The organism is Microcystis sp. Msp_OC_L_20101000_S702, from assembly GCF_007095705.1.
Taxonomy (GTDB): domain Bacteria; phylum Cyanobacteriota; class Cyanobacteriia; order Cyanobacteriales; family Microcystaceae; genus Microcystis; species Microcystis ichthyoblabe_A.
The window spans coordinates 1-17,816 of the sequence record NZ_SFBO01000123.1 but is presented as its reverse complement, the minus strand read 5'-3'; the positions used below and the strand labels follow the sequence as shown (position 1 = coordinate 17,816).

The 17,816-nt window shown below is 42.8% G+C and carries 11 protein-coding genes and 2 pseudogenes; 11 read left to right on the top strand and 2 right to left on the bottom strand.

What is annotated here, in order from left to right; all coding sequences use genetic code 11:
* The first annotated feature begins 25 nt into the window (after positions 1–25).
* The 9 genes from EWV60_RS13360 to EWV60_RS13320 all read left to right on the top strand — a co-directional run bounded on the left by EWV60_RS13360 (position 26) and on the right by EWV60_RS13320 (position 16,122).
* A complete protein-coding gene (locus EWV60_RS13360; RefSeq protein WP_287232734.1) occupies positions 26–3,988 on the top strand; it encodes a beta-ketoacyl synthase N-terminal-like domain-containing protein in 3,963 nt (1,320 codons plus the stop codon).
* Between the two features lie 28 nt (positions 3,989–4,016).
* The gene (locus tag EWV60_RS13355) at positions 4,017–5,336 is read left to right on the top strand and encodes a flavin-containing monooxygenase (RefSeq protein WP_287232732.1); all 1,320 of its coding nucleotides are present in this window, start codon (positions 4,017–4,019) and stop codon (positions 5,334–5,336) included.
* Positions 5,337–5,383: 47 nt separating this feature from the next.
* A complete protein-coding gene (locus tag EWV60_RS13350) occupies positions 5,384–6,559 on the top strand; it encodes a type III polyketide synthase (protein WP_193976950.1) in 1,176 nt (391 codons plus the stop codon).
* Between the two features lie 12 nt (positions 6,560–6,571).
* On the top strand, positions 6,572–7,177 hold the full coding sequence (locus EWV60_RS13345) for an isoprenylcysteine carboxyl methyltransferase family protein (protein WP_287232731.1): 606 nt from the start codon (positions 6,572–6,574) through the stop codon (positions 7,175–7,177).
* 80 nt (positions 7,178–7,257) lie between these two features.
* Positions 7,258–8,889, top strand: coding sequence for an FAD-binding oxidoreductase (locus EWV60_RS13340; RefSeq protein WP_002776861.1), 1,632 nt, complete (start codon positions 7,258–7,260; stop codon positions 8,887–8,889).
* 48 nt (positions 8,890–8,937) lie between these two features.
* A complete protein-coding gene (locus tag EWV60_RS13335; protein ID WP_287232729.1) occupies positions 8,938–10,239 on the top strand; it encodes an MFS transporter in 1,302 nt (433 codons plus the stop codon).
* A gap of 60 nt (positions 10,240–10,299) precedes the next feature.
* On the top strand, positions 10,300–11,655 hold the full coding sequence (locus EWV60_RS13330) for an efflux RND transporter periplasmic adaptor subunit (RefSeq protein ID WP_002776863.1): 1,356 nt from the start codon (positions 10,300–10,302) through the stop codon (positions 11,653–11,655).
* 42 nt (positions 11,656–11,697) lie between these two features.
* Positions 11,698–14,796 carry an efflux RND transporter permease subunit gene (locus EWV60_RS13325; RefSeq protein ID WP_287232726.1) on the top strand — a complete coding sequence of 1,033 codons (3,099 nt, stop codon included), beginning with the start codon at positions 11,698–11,700 and terminating at the stop codon, positions 14,794–14,796.
* 546 nt (positions 14,797–15,342) lie between these two features.
* A complete protein-coding gene (locus EWV60_RS13320; RefSeq protein ID WP_002776869.1) occupies positions 15,343–16,122 on the top strand; it encodes a pentapeptide repeat-containing protein in 780 nt (259 codons plus the stop codon).
* A gap of 41 nt (positions 16,123–16,163) precedes the next feature.
* Here EWV60_RS13320 and EWV60_RS13315 read toward each other — a convergent pair whose 3' ends face one another.
* Positions 16,164–16,691, bottom strand: coding sequence for a hypothetical protein (locus EWV60_RS13315; protein WP_287232724.1), 528 nt, complete (start codon positions 16,689–16,691; stop codon positions 16,164–16,166).
* Between the two features lie 367 nt (positions 16,692–17,058).
* Between EWV60_RS13315 and EWV60_RS13310 the strand changes: the two genes are divergently transcribed.
* Positions 17,059–17,580: a hypothetical protein gene (locus EWV60_RS13310; protein WP_287232723.1), complete on the top strand. Its 522-nt coding sequence runs from the start codon at positions 17,059–17,061 to the stop codon at positions 17,578–17,580.
* A 44-nt stretch (positions 17,581–17,624) separates the two neighbouring features.
* A pseudogene (locus EWV60_RS23405) lies at positions 17,625–17,699 on the top strand (coiled-coil domain-containing protein); the annotation flags it as partial.
* A gap of 7 nt (positions 17,700–17,706) precedes the next feature.
* Here the strand turns inward: EWV60_RS23405 and EWV60_RS13305 are convergent.
* Positions 17,707–17,816 (bottom strand): annotated as a pseudogene (locus EWV60_RS13305) (IS30 family transposase); the annotation flags it as partial.

Sequence of the window (17,816 nt, the reverse complement as noted above, 5' to 3'; positions counted from 1 at the left end):
ACCCTATCTAAATAACCTGTTTACCATGACACAAATACCTGCCAAAACCGATCAAATGAGCTTAATAAAAGATGCCTTAAATCAAATTAAGGTCTTAAAAACTAAGCTACATACCCTAGAAAAAGCTAAGAATGAACCAATTGCAATTATTGGTATGTCCTGTCGCTTTCCCCAGGGAGCTAATTCACCGGAAACTTTTTGGGAATTATTGCAATCAGGAACCGATGCCATCAGCGAAATTCCGCCGCAACGCTGGAATATTGACAATTATTACGATCCTAAGCCCGATGCAAGGGGAAAAGTCTATACCCGTCACGGTGGCTTCTTAAATCAACCGATAGATCAATTTGACGCTGATTTTTTTGGTCTTTCTCCCCGGGAGGTAGCACAAATGGATCCGCAACAGCGATTACTGCTGGAACTAGCCTGGGAAGCTCTGGAAAATGCGGGAATATCACCCTTAAATCGGCGAGGAAGTCAAACGGGGGTATTTATCGGCATGATGACTCAAGATTACTCCCATTTTAGCCATCATCCCGATCTGATTGATGCCTATACGGGAACGGGAAATGCTAAAAGTGTAGCTTCGGGACGTTTATCCTATCTTTTTGGATTTCATGGCCCAACTTTAACGGTTGATACTGCTTGTGCCTCCTCTTTAGTCGCTGTTCATTTAGCTTGCCAAAGTTTACGCAATAACGAGTGTGAAGTTGCCCTAGCCGGGGGAGTCAACCTAATGTTAACTCCCTTCGTTACTATCATGGAATCCCGCGCCCAGATGTTGTCTCCTGACGGTCGTTGTAAAACCTTTGATAGAACAGCAAATGGCTATGTGCGGGGAGAAGGCGGCGGTATTATAGTTTTAAAGTCTTTATCTGCGGCTATTCGGGATAATAACTTGATTTTAGGACTAATTAAAGGTTCGGCCGTTAACCATGGTGGTACGAGTAGCGGTTTAACAGTTCCCAATCAACTTAGTCAAGAACAATTGATTCGTCAAGCTTTAAAAAATGCTCAGGTCAAGCCAGAGGATATTAGCTATATTGAAGCCCATGGAACTGGCACTTCTTTGGGCGATCCCATTGAATTAGGTGCATTATCGACAGTTTTTGCTAAAAATCCCCAACCGGTTTGGGTTGGTTCCGTCAAAACCAATATCGGCCATCTAGAAGCGGCCGCTGGTATTGCCGGACTGATGAAAGTGATTTTATGCTTGCAACATCGACAAATTGCCCCCCATCTCCACTTCCAGCAACCGACACCCCATCTAGACTGGGAAAATCAGCCGCTGAAAGTTCCGACTAAAAACCGTGAATGGGTTAGTGAAAATTCTGCTCGTTTAGCTGGAGTTAGTTCTTTTGGCTTAAATGGCACTAATGCCCATATTATTCTCGAAGAATACCCTTACGAACCTCAAACGACTGCGGCACCTGATTCATCGCCCTATCTGTTCACCCTCTCAGCCAAGAGCGAATCGGCTTTAATCAAACTAGCCCAAAAATACGCAAATTACCTAGAAAATGCGAAAAATATTGCTTTAAGCTCCATTTGTGCCACTAGCAATCGCAGTCGCTCCCAATTACCCCATCGTTTCACCTGTATTGTCTCTAGTCACTGCCAACTTCAAGAAAAATTAACCGCTTTCGTTCAAGGTGAACCCAGTTCTTTTCGCCAAAAAAGTGAATTTAATGGCAAAAATCGGGCAAAAATTGCCTTTCTCTTTCCAGGACAGGGTTCTCAATACCCCGGTATGGGAAGGGAACTATACCAATCCTATCCTCTATTTCGTCAAACACTCGATCGCTGTGCTGAGATTCTCCGTCAATATGGGGACTATTGCCTAACGGAGATTATTGACCAAGAAAATCATCTCAATCAAACTTTTTACAGCCAACCTGCCCTATTTGCTCTCGAATACGCCCTTTTTAAACTCTGGGAATCCTGGGGAATTAGCCCCCATGGGGTTATGGGTCATAGTTTAGGGGAATATGTGGCCGCCTGTGTTGCTGGAGTCTTTAGTTTAGAAGATGCCTTAAAATTAGTCTTCTATCGGGCTAAATTGATGGATTCTGTGGGAAAAAGTGGTTCAATGGTCGTTATCTCGGCTAGTGAAGCTGAAATTAGTCCCTTAATTGCCCCCTATCAATCTCAGGTCGCTATTGCCGCTATTAATGGTCAGGATAATATTGTCCTGTCCGGTGCTGCAGAGACCATAGAAACCCTGGTAAAACAGCTTCAGGTCAAAAATCTGAAAATTACCCGGTTAAATGTCTCTCAAGCTTTTCATTCCCCTCTGATGGAGGAGATTTTAGACGAGTTCCGACAAATTGCTGAAACTATCACCTATCATCCCCCCCAACGAGCCTTAATTTCTAACCTTAATGGCAAGTTAGTCAATTTTGAGGTCACTACTCCCGATTATTGGTGTCGTCATCTCCGGTCTTCTGTTCGCTTTGCCGATGGGATAAAAACCTTACTGGACAACGGTTATGAGCTATTTGTCGAATGCGGCTCTCATCCCGTTTTATCGGCCATGGGCAGCCTACTGGATAAAAATTATCCTTGTCTTTGGTTGCCCAGTTTGCGTCGTCAAACCTCTGACCGACAACAAATCCTCGAGAGTGTCAGTCAGCTTTATCTGCGGGGATTCGCCCTGAATTGGCAAGAGATAACGGCCAATCAAGACAGTAAACCCTGTATCTTACCGACCTACACCTTTGAAAGAAGTAGTTATTGGCTAAAAACAGGCGACTTGACCCCAGAAGAAGCGCAATTATTGCCTAAATTGTCGAAATATCTCCTAGAAACACCGCCGCAACCGCCAGAAGTTGTCAAAACCACCACCGCATCATCTTCTGGTCATCTAATTACCCTTGACTCTCTTTTGGCCACACCCGCAGAGAAACAGCTTAAACAACTAGAAACCTACATTATCGGTGTTTTAGAACAGATTACCGGTTTATCCGTGGCCAAGCTACATACCAAGCAACCGCTCTCTAGTTTAGGCTTAGATTCTCTCATGTCCAGTCAATTACGACGTCAACTAGAGGAGGATTTAAAAATTATTGTTCCCGTGGAATACCTAGCGGGATTGAGTATTGAGCAGTTTTTACCGCAAATATTCAACTTAATCACCCAAAACTCCCAACCTGCAACTAGCCACAAAACTCCTCTCCCCTCAAAACAGAAAAAACCAATCAAGACGACTAAAGCCGAAAATATCTCTAATGATCCGAAACTTTGGCTAATTCGCAAACAAGCTAATCCTAACGCCAGCATTCGTCTATTTTGTTTTCCCTACGCCGGTGGGGGTGCCTCCCTATTCCAAAATTGGCTGAATTACTGCCCCAAGCAAGTGGAATTGTGGGCGATTCAACTACCCGGACGCGAAACGCGTCTTCAGGAAACTGCGATTACATCGCTAAAATCCCTGATTAATCGTCTCATTCCGATTCTGACTCCCTATTTAGACCAACCTTATGCTTTTTTTGGTCATAGCATGGGTTCTTTAATCAGTTTTGAATTAACCAGAGAATTAGCTAAAACTCGGCAAAATCTACCCCAACATTTATTTATGTCTGGATTTCGAGCGCCTCAAATTGTCAATCCCGATTTACCCATTCATCGTCTGGGAGATGAGCAATTTTTAGCAGCTTTAGGTCATTTTCAAGGAACCCCAGAAACTCTCCTCAAACATCCCGATTTAATGGCGGCTTTTTTGCCAATTTTACGAGCAGATTTCAAACTCCTAGAGACCTATTCTTATCAACAAGGTCAACCCTTAAATTGTCCTATTACCGTTTTTGGAGGCCACAACGATGCCAAGGTTTCTGCCGATCAATTACAACAATGGCAACTGCAAACCAATCAAGATTTTGTCCTGCATACCTTACCGGGAGGACATTTCTTTATCAATCAACATACGGAGAAAATTATGAAAATAATTGGCCAAAGTTTACGAGAGTTTCCTGAACAAATGACTGCCTAATCAACCAACTATTCAAGGGAGAAAAATCATGACTTTAGATTACAAAGAGCAATACTGTATTATTGGGGCTGGTGCCGCAGGATTAGCGGCGGCTAGAGCCTTAAGCAAAGCCAAAATTCCCTTTAATGTTATCGAATCTGCCCAGGATGTTGGGGGTATTTGGATTTATGATCGTCCCGATAGTCCAATGTATAAAAATACACATCTGATTGGTCATAAAACCACACAACCTTTTTCCGATTTTCCCATGCCAAAAGATTACCCAGATTATCCCAATCATCGGTTAGTCTATGAATATCTTCGCAATTATGCCGCTCATTTTAATCTCTATGATTTCATGGAATTTAATCTCAGCGTGGAGAAAGCAAAAAAGGTGGGTAACTTTTGGGATGTCACCCTTAGCAACCAAGAAACCAGACGATACCGAGGGGTTTTAATCGCTAGTGGTTATCATAGTAAACCGAATATTCCTCAATTTTCTGGGCATTTTGACGGGGAAATTATCCATTCAAAAGATTATGATAATCCCGCTCAACTAAATGCTAAAAAAGTCCTAGTAGTTGGAGCGGGACAATCAGCCATGGATTTAGTCGTCGAAGCGGCTATTAATGGCAGTAAAACTTTCCATAGTACCCGTCGTGGCTTTCTCTGTATGCCGAAATTTTTGTTCGGTTTGCCCCCAGAATGGGTGATGATTAACACGCCAATCATGAATCTAATTCCAGCCCAAGAACACATGAAAATGATGGCTTTATTATCACCAATAGCTCTATTCTTACAAGGAGTTAATCTCAAAAAACTCAATATTCCTACAGACTGTAAAAGTAACGGTCTAATTATTCCCAATAGTGACCAACAAATCTATCGTTATTATGTGCATGGAGATGTCACCCATAAGCCTAATATTCAACAATTAGACGGAAAGAAAGTTATTTTTGCCGATGGCAGTACAGAAGAAATTGATCTGATTATCTACGCCACTGGTTACAAAATTGAATTTTCTTTTATTGACAAATCTGATTTAAATTGGCAAGAAGGAACCACCCAGCCTAACCTCTATATGAATGTTTTTCACCCAGAGGAAAATAACCTGTTTGTCATCGGAATGGTTCATCCCACTGGCACCCACTGGCGAGTATTTGAAGAACAAAGTAATTTAGTGGCCGCTTATCTACAAGCTCAGGATAAAAAATCCCGGTTTGTCTATAAATTTGAAAAGCTAAAACGTCAAATTAGCTCCAATTTAAGCGCCGACAATAAACACCATAGCGGTACTCACTCCTTAGTGATTGACAAATTGGGTTATATACGGCAAGCCCAAGGATTAGCTCGCCGATTACTGGCTTAAATCTCCCACCATAATTAACCCCCTGAAATCCCTCTATCTTAACTCCAATGCCCTACATTATTGAGACAGCTACTGGTTTTCCAGAACATTACTATCCCCAAGAAGTTCTAGAAGTCAATATCAGAAATCATTGTGCTAATCTTCTTCAAGATTATTGCCGAGAAAATCAACTCGACTTCCAGGAACAAACCTTTTTTGATTTAGAACAAATTCATCGTTTTTTCAGTAATGTCAAAATTCAAGGGCGATACTTCACTATTCCCCTAGATGAATTCGATGCCGATAATCCTCCCGGAATCGCCCAACCCTTTCGTCAAATGGTCGATCTAACTATGGATTTAGTAACATCGACAGTAACTAATTTGCTCAAAAAAGCCGCTCTTTCTCCCAAAGAAATCTCCCTAGTTACTTCCGTTACTGTTCTTCCTTCCGTTCCTTCCCTAGAAAGTTTACTCCTCAATCGTCTAGATTTTTCCCTCGATATCAAGCGGCAAGCGTTATCGGGTGTCGGCTGTTTGGGAGGCGCCCAAGGATTAGCCAGAGTAAACGATTATCTGCAAGGACATCCCACCGAAACAGCGATTTTGTTTACCACCGATCCCTCCTCTGGCCTTTGGCAAGGGTCAATTCATAGCGATTTAACGGAATTATTGGGACAATTACCCGAAGATCCGTCTCAATATAGCAATATCATTATGACCCTTGTGGTAGCGGCTTTATTTGGCGATGGAGTCGGCACGGTTCTCTTAGCGGGAGATGAACATCCCTTAGTCAAGCAAGGTAAAGCAAAACTGAAGATTATCGGCACTCAATCGCTGTTAATGCCCCACACAGAGCATTTAATGGCATTACCTTTAACAGACTACGGTTTTCGCCAAATTCTTCGCCCAGAAGTCTCTGATTACGTCAAGGGTGGGGTGAGAAAAGCGGTGACATCTTTACTGGAAAAAACAGGAGTTTCCCTCGAGGAAATTGTCTGTTGGATGGTGCATCCGGGGGGTCCAAAGATTCTCGATGCAATAGTTGAAGAATTTCAGTTAGAACCGGATGTTTTACAGGTTAGTTGGGATATTTTGGCAGAAATTGGCAATATTGCCTCTGCTACTATCCTCTGCATTCTCGATGAAACCCTCTCCCGTCCCCATCCTCCCACGGGTTCCTACGGATTAATAATTTCCATGGGGCCTGGATTTGCTCAAGAAGCCATTTTAGTTCAATTCTAAGGATATTTAAGGATGTTAAGCCAAATAGTTTTCATTGCCCTGATTAGTTACATTATTGTCCAACGAGTGCGCGTTACTCGTCTGAGTAAACAGAATATGGCCAAAGTCTTAGCGGAAGGTGGCAAACTGCATAGTTCTAATTATGTGGGATTCGTCAAGATTTTCCAATCTAGCTGGATGCTTTGCATGATCGGGGAAGTTTATCTGCTCGATCGACCTTTTATTCCAGCATTGGCTTTATTTTCGCTAATTACTACTTTTTTAGCTCAAAAGCTCCGCTATGCCTCCATTGAAGCCTTGGGCGATCGCTGGATTCATCAGGTGGTCACGGTTCCTCAGACACCCGTGATCGACAATGGCATTTATCAATATATCCGTCATCCTAACTGGTGGGCCATGATCACGGAATTAGCGGTGGTTCCCTTGTTTCATACCGCTTATCTGACATCTATAGTCTTTAGTCTCCTGAATGCTTGGTTATTAATCCAACGCATTCCATCTGAAGAAGAAGCTTTGAGTCAAGACACCAATTATCAAGCAGTTTTTGCCAATACTCCCCGTTTTATTCCTAGTTTTAGCGCAATTTTCTCTCGCAAACAGCAACCGCTTAAAAGTTAATTGCCACGGATAGCAGGGCCGGTTCCCTAGGGCCCTTTAATTACCCCTCATACCTGAATTTCAAGGAGAAAAAAAATACTATGGACTCTCTAATTGTTTCCGAAAATATTATTAGCGACAATTTAACTAACGCTCTACAAGAATGGGAAAATTTATTAGGCTCCGAATATGTCAGCACCGATAACAAAAAACGCCTAGAAGCCGAGACCGCTACCTACGAAACCCATGCTAAAATCCCGGCAATTATTCGCCCAGGTAATCGTCAAGAAGTCCAAGAATCTCTAAAAATTGCTAATCGCTATCAAACCCCTGTCTATCCTATTAGTACGGGTAAAAATTGGGGTTATGGTTCGCGAGTTCCTAGCCGCACCGGTTCGGTTTTAATGGATTTGAGTCGATTAAATCAGATTTTGGATTATAATGAAACCCTAGCTTATGTAACTATTGAAGCGGGTGTTACTCAGCGACAACTCTACGATTTTTTGCAGAAAAATGGCAATAAATTATTAATGAGTGTCACCGGTTCGACTCCTGATTCTAGTATTATTGGCAATATTCTCGAACGAGGTGAAGCCAAAGGACCTTTGGGAGATCGCTTTAATCATGTCTGTGGAATGGAAGTAGTTTTGCCCACCGGTGAATGTGTTCATACGGGATTTAATCGCTTTGAAAACTCCCAAATAGGGGCGGTCAATCGTTGGGGAGTCGGTCCTTATTTTGATGGAATTTTTACCCAATCTAACCTGGGAATCGTCACCAAAATGACTTTTTGGTTAACCCCCTATCCTGAATATTTTCAGGCTTTTTTCTATAGCATCGATCAGGAAAATAAATTAGAGTTATTGATCGACAAACTACGTCAACTGAAAATGGCAGGGGTAATTAAAACCACCTTCCACATTAATAATAACTACCGAATGTTGTCTATTCAACAACAATATCCCTGGCAGGAATGCCAAGAAAAAACTCCTTTACCCCCCGATTTATTAGAACAATTAAGTCATCAATGGGGTGGCGGTGTTTGGATAGGAGAAGGAGCTTTATATTCGGCTTCACCAGAACAGGGAAAAGTCGAAAGAAACCTAATTGAAAAAGCCTTGAAAGGAATTGTCAATAAACTTATGTTTTTTGATGAAAATAAGTTCAAAATGGCCAGCAAAATGAGTCCCATTTTTAAAGTATTTACTGGTGTGGAAATTAAGGACAAGGTGGATTTAATTTATCACAAAAATCCCCAACGAGGAATGATTACCGAAAAAGTGCTGAAGATGGCCTATTGGCGCAAAAAAACGCCCCCCACCGATAGGTTGAATTTAGACCTGGATGCCTGTGGCATGATTTGGTGTGTTCCCGCTGTTCCTTTTCTGGGAAATCATCTCAGAAATGCTCTCAATATTATCAGCAGCATCGCTCAAAAATATGGTTATGAACCCAATATCGGCATTAACTGTGTTACCGAGCGCAATATCAACATCAATGCTGCCATTTTTTATGATCGATTGCTAGAAGGCGAAGACCAAAAAGCCTTAAATTGTCACGATGAAATGTTGGCAGAATTGATCAATCAAGGTTATTATCCCTACCGTCTTAGTACCCACTCTATGAATAGTTTACCCGCAGCCCAAGACGATTATAGTTGCTTAATCCAGAAAATTAAAGACAGCTTGGATCCCCATCGCATTCTCTCACCCGGTCGCTACGAATTTCTTTAAATAAGCCTAACAATCTACTGCTAACTGCCCATCTCTCCCCCAATTATAATGACTTCTAGCACTTCTAGCAAATGGCAACATCTCCGAATAGATTATCTCCCTTATATCACTGGTTGGTTTGGTAACTTTATCGTTAATAATGCCCTTCTAACCATGCTAATCTATCGCTACGACCCCGGCATTCCCAATGACTATAACTTATCCATTTTATTGCCCTCTGCTTTAGTGGGGATAGCGATAATGGTTAGCCGTATTGCTGGGGCTTTTGTGCAGCCAGTAGTCGGTTATTTTTCCGATCGCTTTTGGAGTCCTTGGGGCAAAAGAAGACCATTTATACTGGCCAGTTTAGTCCCTTTAATTGGTGGTTTTATCCTGTTGTTTAATCCCCCTAATAACTTAAATCAAACCACTTACTTCATTTATTTAGTCACCATGCTTTGGGTGTTTTATGTGGGTATGGCATCCTATCATGTTCCCTATTTAGCCTGGTTGCCCACTCTCGCTAAAAGCCCAGAAGGAAGGGTTAAATTATCAACTCAAATCGGAATTTTTGGTTTAGTTGGTGCCACCATTGGTGGGATTATTGCCCCTTGGTTAACTGATAGCTATGGCTTTCAGGGAATGGGTATTGCTATTAGTCTTATTGGGCTAATTACTCTAGCTATGCCCTTGCTAGAAAAAGAAGAATATAGTCCTTCTAAGGGGAAATATCCTAACTTTAAAACCACCTTAACGGCGGCTTTTACCAATCGGACTTTTTGTATCTATATGATCACCATGATTTTGGCGTGGATGGTGATTAGTATTATCTCGGTGATTCCGACTTTTTTAGTAATTGCTCTCCTCAAACGAGAGGTAAGTTTTGCCGCCGTGATTAATACTATTATCGTCGGTAGTGCCTTGGCTGGATTTACCCTGGTTTTACCCTTAGCGCGAAAATATGGCAAAAAACTGGTTTTTCAAGGTTCTTTAATCTGGGTTGGTCTGGGTATGATTGCCATGGCCTGTGGTCGTTTTTGGTGGCAAGATTCTTTGATTCCCTGGTTAATCCTTTCGATCATCGCTAATTTAGCCCTAGCCAGCTTTTTTAGTCTGCCGAATGCCATGTTATCGGACATTATCGATCAAGATGCGGAGCAACAGGGAATGGGACGAGAAGCAATATTTTTTGGTACCAGGGGGCTACTAATTCAATTTAGCCAAGGTGCGGGGTCTTTTCTAACAGGATTAATCCTTTCTTTCGGGAAAACTCCTGATAACCCCTGGGGGGTACAAATTGCCTTTTTGTCCGCTGGTATATTATCCCTAGCAGCGGCTTTTTCCCTACGGTCTTATGCCATAAAAAAATAGTTCTTTCCTCGCTAATCTGTTATTACTCTTGACAAAACCCTACTAATTTGGAACTGGATTATGACTTCCCCCAATCCCATCACCAAACAGCAAGAAACTGCTATCAAAAAACTGCGATTGCCTTGGCGATTAATTATTACTGGGATCCTAGCGGCCACCTCGGTTTTTGCCTATCCTACCCTGCGTAATGTCCTCTTAGAAGACACCTCTGAATCCACCACCTCAAAAGAAACCGCTTCGTTAGCAATCGATAAGAGCAAGACGGCAGCCTTACCTGTGCGAACCTTAACTTTAAGTCCTGTCACCCATCACCAAGAACCGCGCCGTTATACGGGTAATATTGTGGCTAAACGGACAAGTGAACTAGGATTTGAGCGTTCGGGACAATTAATTAGTTTATTGGTTCAAGAGGGTCAAGAGGTACGCCGAGGTACTTTAATTGCTACTCTAGATACACGCAATTTAGAAGCACAAAAACAAGAACTCATCGCCCAGCGATCGCAAGCTACGGCTAAACTGCAAGAATTACAAGCTGGTTCCAGGAAAGAAAGTATCGCCGCAGCCCAAGCAAAAGTCCGAGATCTCAGGGAACAATTAGCTTTAGCCCAATCTAAATACCAAAGGCGGCTAGGATTGTATCAAGAAGGGGCAATTACTAGAGAACAACTCGAAGAAGTGCAAACAGATGTTAATGCACAACAAGCGAGAATTGATGAAGCCCAAAGTCAATTAGATGAACTCAAAGCTGGTACTCGTCCCGAATTGATTTCTCTGCAAAAAGCCGTTATTGACCAATTTGATGCCCAACTGAAGAATATTAAATTAGAGATTGAGAAAAGCCAACTTCAAGCACCCTACGATGGCACTATTGCCCTCCTTCACGTCAATATTGGCACTGTTGTTTCTGCAAGTAATCCGATCGTTCGTTTAGTGGAAAGTAATAAACTGGAAGCGCGTATAGGGGTTCCCATTGACCAGTCCGAAAACTTACCAATTGGGAGTAAACATCGTTTAAAAATTGGTAACAAAATATTAACAGGACAAGTCACTTCAACCTTGCCCCAAATCGATCCGACTACCCGTACCGCCACGGTTATTTTAAGTTTAAATCAGACTCAGGGCCTGATTCCGGGGCAAGTGGTCAGCCTAGAATTATCTCAATCAGTTCCACAATCGGGCTATTGGTTGCCCACAGAAGCTTTAGTACAAGGCACGAGAGGATTATGGTCTTCCTATGTTCTAGGAGAAGCTAATCCCGATAATCCTCGACAGTTTACCGTCAAACGCCAAGATTTAGAAGTTCTAGCGATTCAAGGCGATCGCTTGTTGGTGCGCGGGACTCTCACCTCCGGTGATCGAGTGATCGTCGAAGGGGTTCACCGCATTGTACCCGGGCAAATGGTGGAAATTTGGTAGTCAGCGGTCATTAATCAGCTTTATTATCCCTAATAATCTCCGATGAATAACTTATTTGAACGTAAACCTAGATTACTAATTCTTACCTTAATTCTGATTATTGTCTGGGGATTGTCTTCCTTTCAAATTTTGCCGCGCATGGAAGATCCCGAAACAATTAATCGAGGTGCCACCATTACCACCAATTTACCCGGTGCCAGTCCTTATCGGGTCGAATCCCTAGTGACCGAAAAAATTGAACAATCTCTCTCTAGCATCAAAGAAATTAGCCTGATTGAGTCCTCCTCAGAATTAGGGCGTTCCACGGTCAATATTGAACTTAAAGATGAAGTGACTGATGTGGATCCCGTCTGGTCACGCATTCGCGATCGGATTACCGATGTCATCCCGGAACTACCCCCAGAAGCCCAAAGACCCTTATACGAAGAAGGATATAGTAAAGCCTTTAGTTTATTGACTGCCATCCTTTGGGATCTAGATACCGCTCCTAATTACGCTATTTTACGCCGACTTGGCCAAGAACTGTTCGATGAATTAGAAGCCCTTTGGGGAACCGAAAGGGTCGAGTTAGTCGGGGTTCCGGCCGAGGAAATTTTAGTCGAAATCGATCCGGTGAAATTATCCTCCCTGGGCCTAACCGCCGTCGAAGTTGCCCAACAAATTCAAACCAGTGATGCCAAGGTTGCCGCCGGACAACTTCGCAGTAATCGCAATAATTTATTATTGGAAGTCGATACCAGTTTAGAATCACTCTCTCGGATTCGAGCCATTCCGATTCGTTACAGTAATGAGGGACAATTTACCCGTTTAGGAGATATCGCTCTAGTTACCAAGGGAATTCAAGAACCACCACCAGAACTAACCATTATTAACGGTAAACCCGCTATTGTGGTGGCCGCTATGATGGAATCGGGCCAACGCATAGACGAATGGACAGCGGCGGCCCAGGCCAAGTTAGACCTGTTTCGACCCTCTCTCCCCCAAGGTGTGAGCCTCAAGATAATTTTTGCCCAAAATCGTTATGTGGCTAACCGACTCGATGGATTATTCAGCAACATGATCCTAGGGTTACTCTGTGTCATGGGGACAGCTTTTGTGATGATGGGATGGCAGTCCGCCTTGGTGGTGAGTTTATCCTTGCCTTTATCGATCCTGATGGTCTTTGCCGGTATGAATCTCTGGCAAATCCCCCTACATCAAATGTCGGTGACAGGAATTGTTATTGCTTTGGGACTTTTGATCGATAACGCTATTGTGATTGTCGATGAACTGCAAAAAGGACTACGGACCGGAATAGCTCACGAACATATTGTTGCTGAAACCGTTAAACAGTTAGGGATTCCCCTCTTAGCTTCTACCCTAACCACGATTTTGTCTTTTATGCCGATCGCTCTTTTGCAAGGAGGCACTGGCGAATTCGTGCGTACTATCGCCCAAACAGTGATCTTAGCCTTGGTTAGTTCTCTAATTTTGTCCCTAACGATTATTCCTGTCCTCAGTTTACGTTTATATCAACTGACTCATCGCTCGCACCAGACAAAAACCCATTGGTGGGATACGGGAATTAATTTACCGCTCCTAACGGGTTTGTATCGCCAAATTTTGAAGTTAAATCTCTATTTTCCCGTATTAGGTCTGGTTATTGGCTTGATTATCCCAATTACTGGCTTTGTTGTCGCTGGCACTCTCCCAGAAGAATTCTTTCCCCCGGCAGAACGAGATCAGTTAACCCTAGAAATCGAACTGGCCCCCACCACAACCCTAGAAGTAACTCAGGTAAAAGTGGCTCAAGCTGAAAAAATACTGCTAGATCATCGAGAAATTGGGGAAGTTCACTGGTTTTTAGGGCGTAATGCTCCCCCCTTCTACTATAATCTCTCCGATGGCGTCAAAGACTCTCCTAATTTTGCCCAAGCATTGATTCAACTTCGGCAAGTTTCTGATGAACCCCAATTGATCGAAACCTTACAAAAACAATTAAGTCAAGCTCTACCGATGGCAAGGGTATTAGTCAGCCCCCTAGAACAGGGTCCACCGGTGGGCGCCCCGATCGAAATTAGGGTTTATGGCTCAGAATTGGAGATGTTAAGGAAAATTGGCGAGTCCCTACGGGAAGAACTGGCAAAAATACCCGAAATAACCTATTCTGTTGCTGATTTAAGTGAAATTCAAGCTAAATTAGCCTTAAAAATTAATGAAGAAAAAGCTCGACTGATTGGTTTGGATAATGCGGCGATCGCAAGTCAATTGGATAACCTTTTAGAAGGTTCTGTGGGTGGCTCGATTTTAGAAGCAACGGAAGAATTACCCGTACGAGTCCGAGTCGCTAATCGCGATCGCGAGCAACTGCCACAAATTGCCTCTTTAAATATTCTCGGTAATTCCGCCACTGCTGAACGGGCGAATATTTCCCTTTCCTCCGTGGCAGAATTTGATTTTCTCCCCGAATTAGCCACGATTCCTCGACGAAATGGCAAGCGAATTAATACGGTGAAGGCCTATGTTCAAGCTGATGCGATCGCTGCAACGGTTTTAGACGAATTTCGCCAAAACTTAGAATCGGGCAAATTTTCCCTTCCGGCAGGGTATCGGCTCGAATTTGGCGGAGAGGAAGAAGAAAGAGATACGGCTGTGGCTAATCTAATTGCTAGTGTGGGAGTCTTGGCGATTCTAATGCTATCAACCCTTGTTCTTTCTTTTAACTCCTTCCGTCTTGCTGCCCTAGTTACTGTCGTCGGTATTAGTTCAATTGGACTAGCCTTATTTTCCCTCTGGTTATTTGAATATCCCTTGGGATTCATGTCCATTTTAGGCACTATCGGCTTAGTTGGGGTTTCCGTTAATGATTCTATTGTCGTGGTGGCGGCTTTACAAGCTTTACCTCCCCATCTTCAACGCCAACGAAAGGCAATCCGGGAAGTGGTCATTGCTTCCACCCGTCACATTCTCACCACTACCTTAACCACCGTGACGGGATTTGTGCCATTATTCCTCTACGGCGGCGCTTTTTGGGAACCCCTCGCTATCTGTATTTCCATCGGGGTAATCGGAACCACCCTAAGCGCACTGGTATTTGTCCCGTCGGGATGGTACTATCTCGCTCAAGCCCAAAAGGTTTCCCCTCTGTCTGTTCCTGAGTAGCTTGATTAAATACCACTTTTGTAGAGACGTTGCCTAGCAACGTCTCTATTGATACTAAATCCGTTGAGTATAGGCTACATATCAGGACAGGCAAAAAGCACTCTTGCAATAGGCAAAAGGGGCAATGAATAATCAGTCTTTAATAACCGGATTTAATATGATTTGGGTAAAAATACCCTAAAAGTCCTCTCGGCTCCACCGCCCTGATCCGAGAAAATAGGGAGAATTGGCTGGGTTAAATATAATCGAGTTTAAACAATAGATAAGTTTTTTAACAAGAGTAGTGTTAGATACTAATTACCCGATGCACTGGGGTAGAATTGGAAAAACCAGTCCAACTGTTTTAGCCAAGCTACTTAACTATGATGAAAATTAACTTGCTGTTCGCGTTATCTTCTCTTAAAAAATCGAAAAAAAACTTTACATAAACTCAAAGGAGGGCATCGTAAATTGCTCATCTAAAAGCAGAGTGAGTTATCGGACAAAGTTTTTAGGTGCTTTTGTTGATTACTTCTTAACCACCATCTTATAAGTAGAAGAAGGGAGATGAAAGTTAATCAGTTACTAAGACTCTACGAACAAGGAGAGCGGGATTTTTTAGCCATTGACTTGATGAGTCTAGATCTACAACAAGTGACTCTAATCGCTGTCAATTTTGCTGCAGCCAATTTGCGCGGAACTAATTTGAGTCGCTCTTTTTTGACTAAATCAAATCTGCGGGGAGCGAGTTTGAATTGGGCGAATTTAACCTATGCCAAATTAAGTCAAGCGCAATTAGTGGAAGCGGACTTAACCAAAGCCAATCTCACCGGGGCTTTTATGGTACAGGCAAACCTGCGTAACTCGCGCTTAAGTGGGGCGGATCTTTCCCATGCTAATCTCCGGGGAGCGAATTTATGCGGGGCGAATTTATGCGGGGCGAATTTATACTTAGTTAATCTCTTGGAGGCAACCCTAGATAAAGTCAATCTCAATTGGGCCAATTTGCAGGAAGCGCGGTTAAGTGGGGCTAAATGTCGTCAGATTTCCGCAAGGGAAGCCAATTTTAGGGGCTCTTTTCTGAAAGAGGTGGACTTTCAAGGGGCCAATTTAGAAAGGGCTAATTTTAGTGAGGCACGTCTGACGGGTAGTGATTTACGCGGGGCCAATTTAGCGGGTGCTAATCTAGCGGGAGCGCGTTTACAACAGGTAAATCTACAGGGAGCGGACTTGAGGGGTGCTAACTTGACGGGGACTTGTTTTGAGAGTGTCACTGGTTGGACAGAAACCGCCCAAGAAGATGATATTTTTCCCCTAGACTGGTTTCAGCCCCGTTTTGCTACTTAAAAGTCAATATATCTTCCGAAAGCCCGTCCTTTTCCTATCAATTAACGATTAGCTGGAGTGGTTAATCTTTGGTTAGGAATGGGGATTGGGGGAGCATTATTCGGCTCATCCTCGAAGAGTAAAGTAGGGGGAGGAGGAGGAGTGGTAGCGCCGGGAGATGCTGCTGGAGATGGACTGGGATTAACGGCAGCGGGGGGACTTTTCGGAGTGACGACGGGTGCGGGAGAGCTAAAACCGAGGAGATCTTTGCCAAAGGGAAAAACATTTCTCCAGCGTTGAATATTGGGATGACCAAACCAATCTTGACGGGATACCTTCACCGAGAGGAGAGGTGCGATCGCACCTGATTTTTCGGCGGTTATTAATAAATCAATTTTATTAATACCCTGTTGTTGATTAAAACGACTGATGATAGTTTTCTCGGCTAATTGCGATGCTCTAGTCAATAATGCTTCGTAGGATTCTCCCTGTTGAACTGTGATGGGAAGATTAACAGTGGATTGAGCAAAAACCACGTCAACGGCGATAATTCCCGTCAGCAGCGTTAAAACAGTAATAGACTTGTACATAGGACAGACGGTTAAACAGTCACTCCCTGGTTAGGGTCGGGATCTTCCCTGTTAGAGTTCCCCGATCGCTTTCTTAAATTACCATGATCGATCTCTGGCCACAATGGAATTTTTTCGGTAGCGTAATCGTCCTTAGTCCCTAGCAATAGGCAATAGGGGAATACTTAGGGCTGGCTGAATAAATCTAAAAACTTTGTTGGATAATATCTTTAGGCTTTTTTCAAATCAAACAGTGCCGGCCATTGGAGTGATCAGAGGGAAAATTCAGGGACTTTTCCCCTGAAAATGGGTAAAACCCCACACCAACGCCAAACTTTTTCAGTATAACCTAATTATATTTGGCCTTATCGACCAGAGGTTGTTAATTATGACACAAACTAGCGAAACCGTTACCTATTCTCTCGAATCTGTCCTAACAAGGATCGAGAGTAAAATCGACAATCTCCAAAGAGATGTTAATCAAAAATTTGACAGTCTCCAAAGAGATATGGATCAGAAAATTGACAATCTCCAAAGAGATGTTAATCAGAAAATTGACAGTCTCCAAAGAGATATGGATCAAAAATTTGACAGTCTCCAAAGAGATATGGATCAAAAATTTGACAGTCTCCAAAGAGATATGGATCAAAAATTTGACAGTCTTCAAAAAGACGTTAATGATTTAAAGGTGGAAGTCACAGAAACCAAGGGAGATATTAAAACTCTTGACCAGAAAGTCGAAAGAATAGATAAACGACTGGAAAAAGTTGAAGATAGTTATGCAATCCTAGTTAAAGATATTGCGGACTTAAAAGGGTTTAAATCCCTGATTATCCCCATGGTCGTAGCTTTTTTAAGTGCCGTGGTAACTTTAGGATTGCGCGGCTTTTTTCTTGGTAATAAACCTTAATTTTTTATGTCAAGAAAGTAGTTATTTGTAAGAGGTTGTTAATTATGACACAAACTGGCGAAACCGTTACCTATTCTCTCGAATCTGTCCTGAAAGAAATTAAAGATAGCATTAAAGAGGGCCAATTCAAGTCTGAATTGCATCACTGTCTGATCTACCTTTATAGAATACCTCATTCGGGGTACGATAGTCAAGACATTTTCGAGGACGATTGTTAATCAAGTTTACGGCTCTTT

What these genes read in the sequence shown, in the direction of transcription:
- EWV60_RS13360 (WP_287232734.1), top strand. Translation starts at nt 26, where the DNA reads ATGACACAAATACCTGCCAAAACCGATCAAATGAGCTTAATAAAAGAT.
- EWV60_RS13355 (WP_287232732.1), top strand. Translation starts at nt 4,017, where the DNA reads ATGACTTTAGATTACAAAGAGCAATACTGTATTATTGGGGCTGGTGCC.
- EWV60_RS13350 (WP_193976950.1), top strand. Translation starts at nt 5,384, where the DNA reads ATGCCCTACATTATTGAGACAGCTACTGGTTTTCCAGAACATTACTAT.
- EWV60_RS13345 (WP_287232731.1), top strand. Translation starts at nt 6,572, where the DNA reads ATGTTAAGCCAAATAGTTTTCATTGCCCTGATTAGTTACATTATTGTC.
- EWV60_RS13340 (WP_002776861.1), top strand. Translation starts at nt 7,258, where the DNA reads ATGGACTCTCTAATTGTTTCCGAAAATATTATTAGCGACAATTTAACT.
- EWV60_RS13335 (WP_287232729.1), top strand. Translation starts at nt 8,938, where the DNA reads ATGACTTCTAGCACTTCTAGCAAATGGCAACATCTCCGAATAGATTAT.
- EWV60_RS13330 (WP_002776863.1), top strand. Translation starts at nt 10,300, where the DNA reads ATGACTTCCCCCAATCCCATCACCAAACAGCAAGAAACTGCTATCAAA.
- EWV60_RS13325 (WP_287232726.1), top strand. Translation starts at nt 11,698, where the DNA reads ATGAATAACTTATTTGAACGTAAACCTAGATTACTAATTCTTACCTTA.
- EWV60_RS13320 (WP_002776869.1), top strand. Translation starts at nt 15,343, where the DNA reads ATGAAAGTTAATCAGTTACTAAGACTCTACGAACAAGGAGAGCGGGAT.
- EWV60_RS13315 (WP_287232724.1), bottom strand. Translation starts at nt 16,691, where the DNA reads ATGTACAAGTCTATTACTGTTTTAACGCTGCTGACGGGAATTATCGCC.
- EWV60_RS13310 (WP_287232723.1), top strand. Translation starts at nt 17,059, where the DNA reads ATGACACAAACTAGCGAAACCGTTACCTATTCTCTCGAATCTGTCCTA.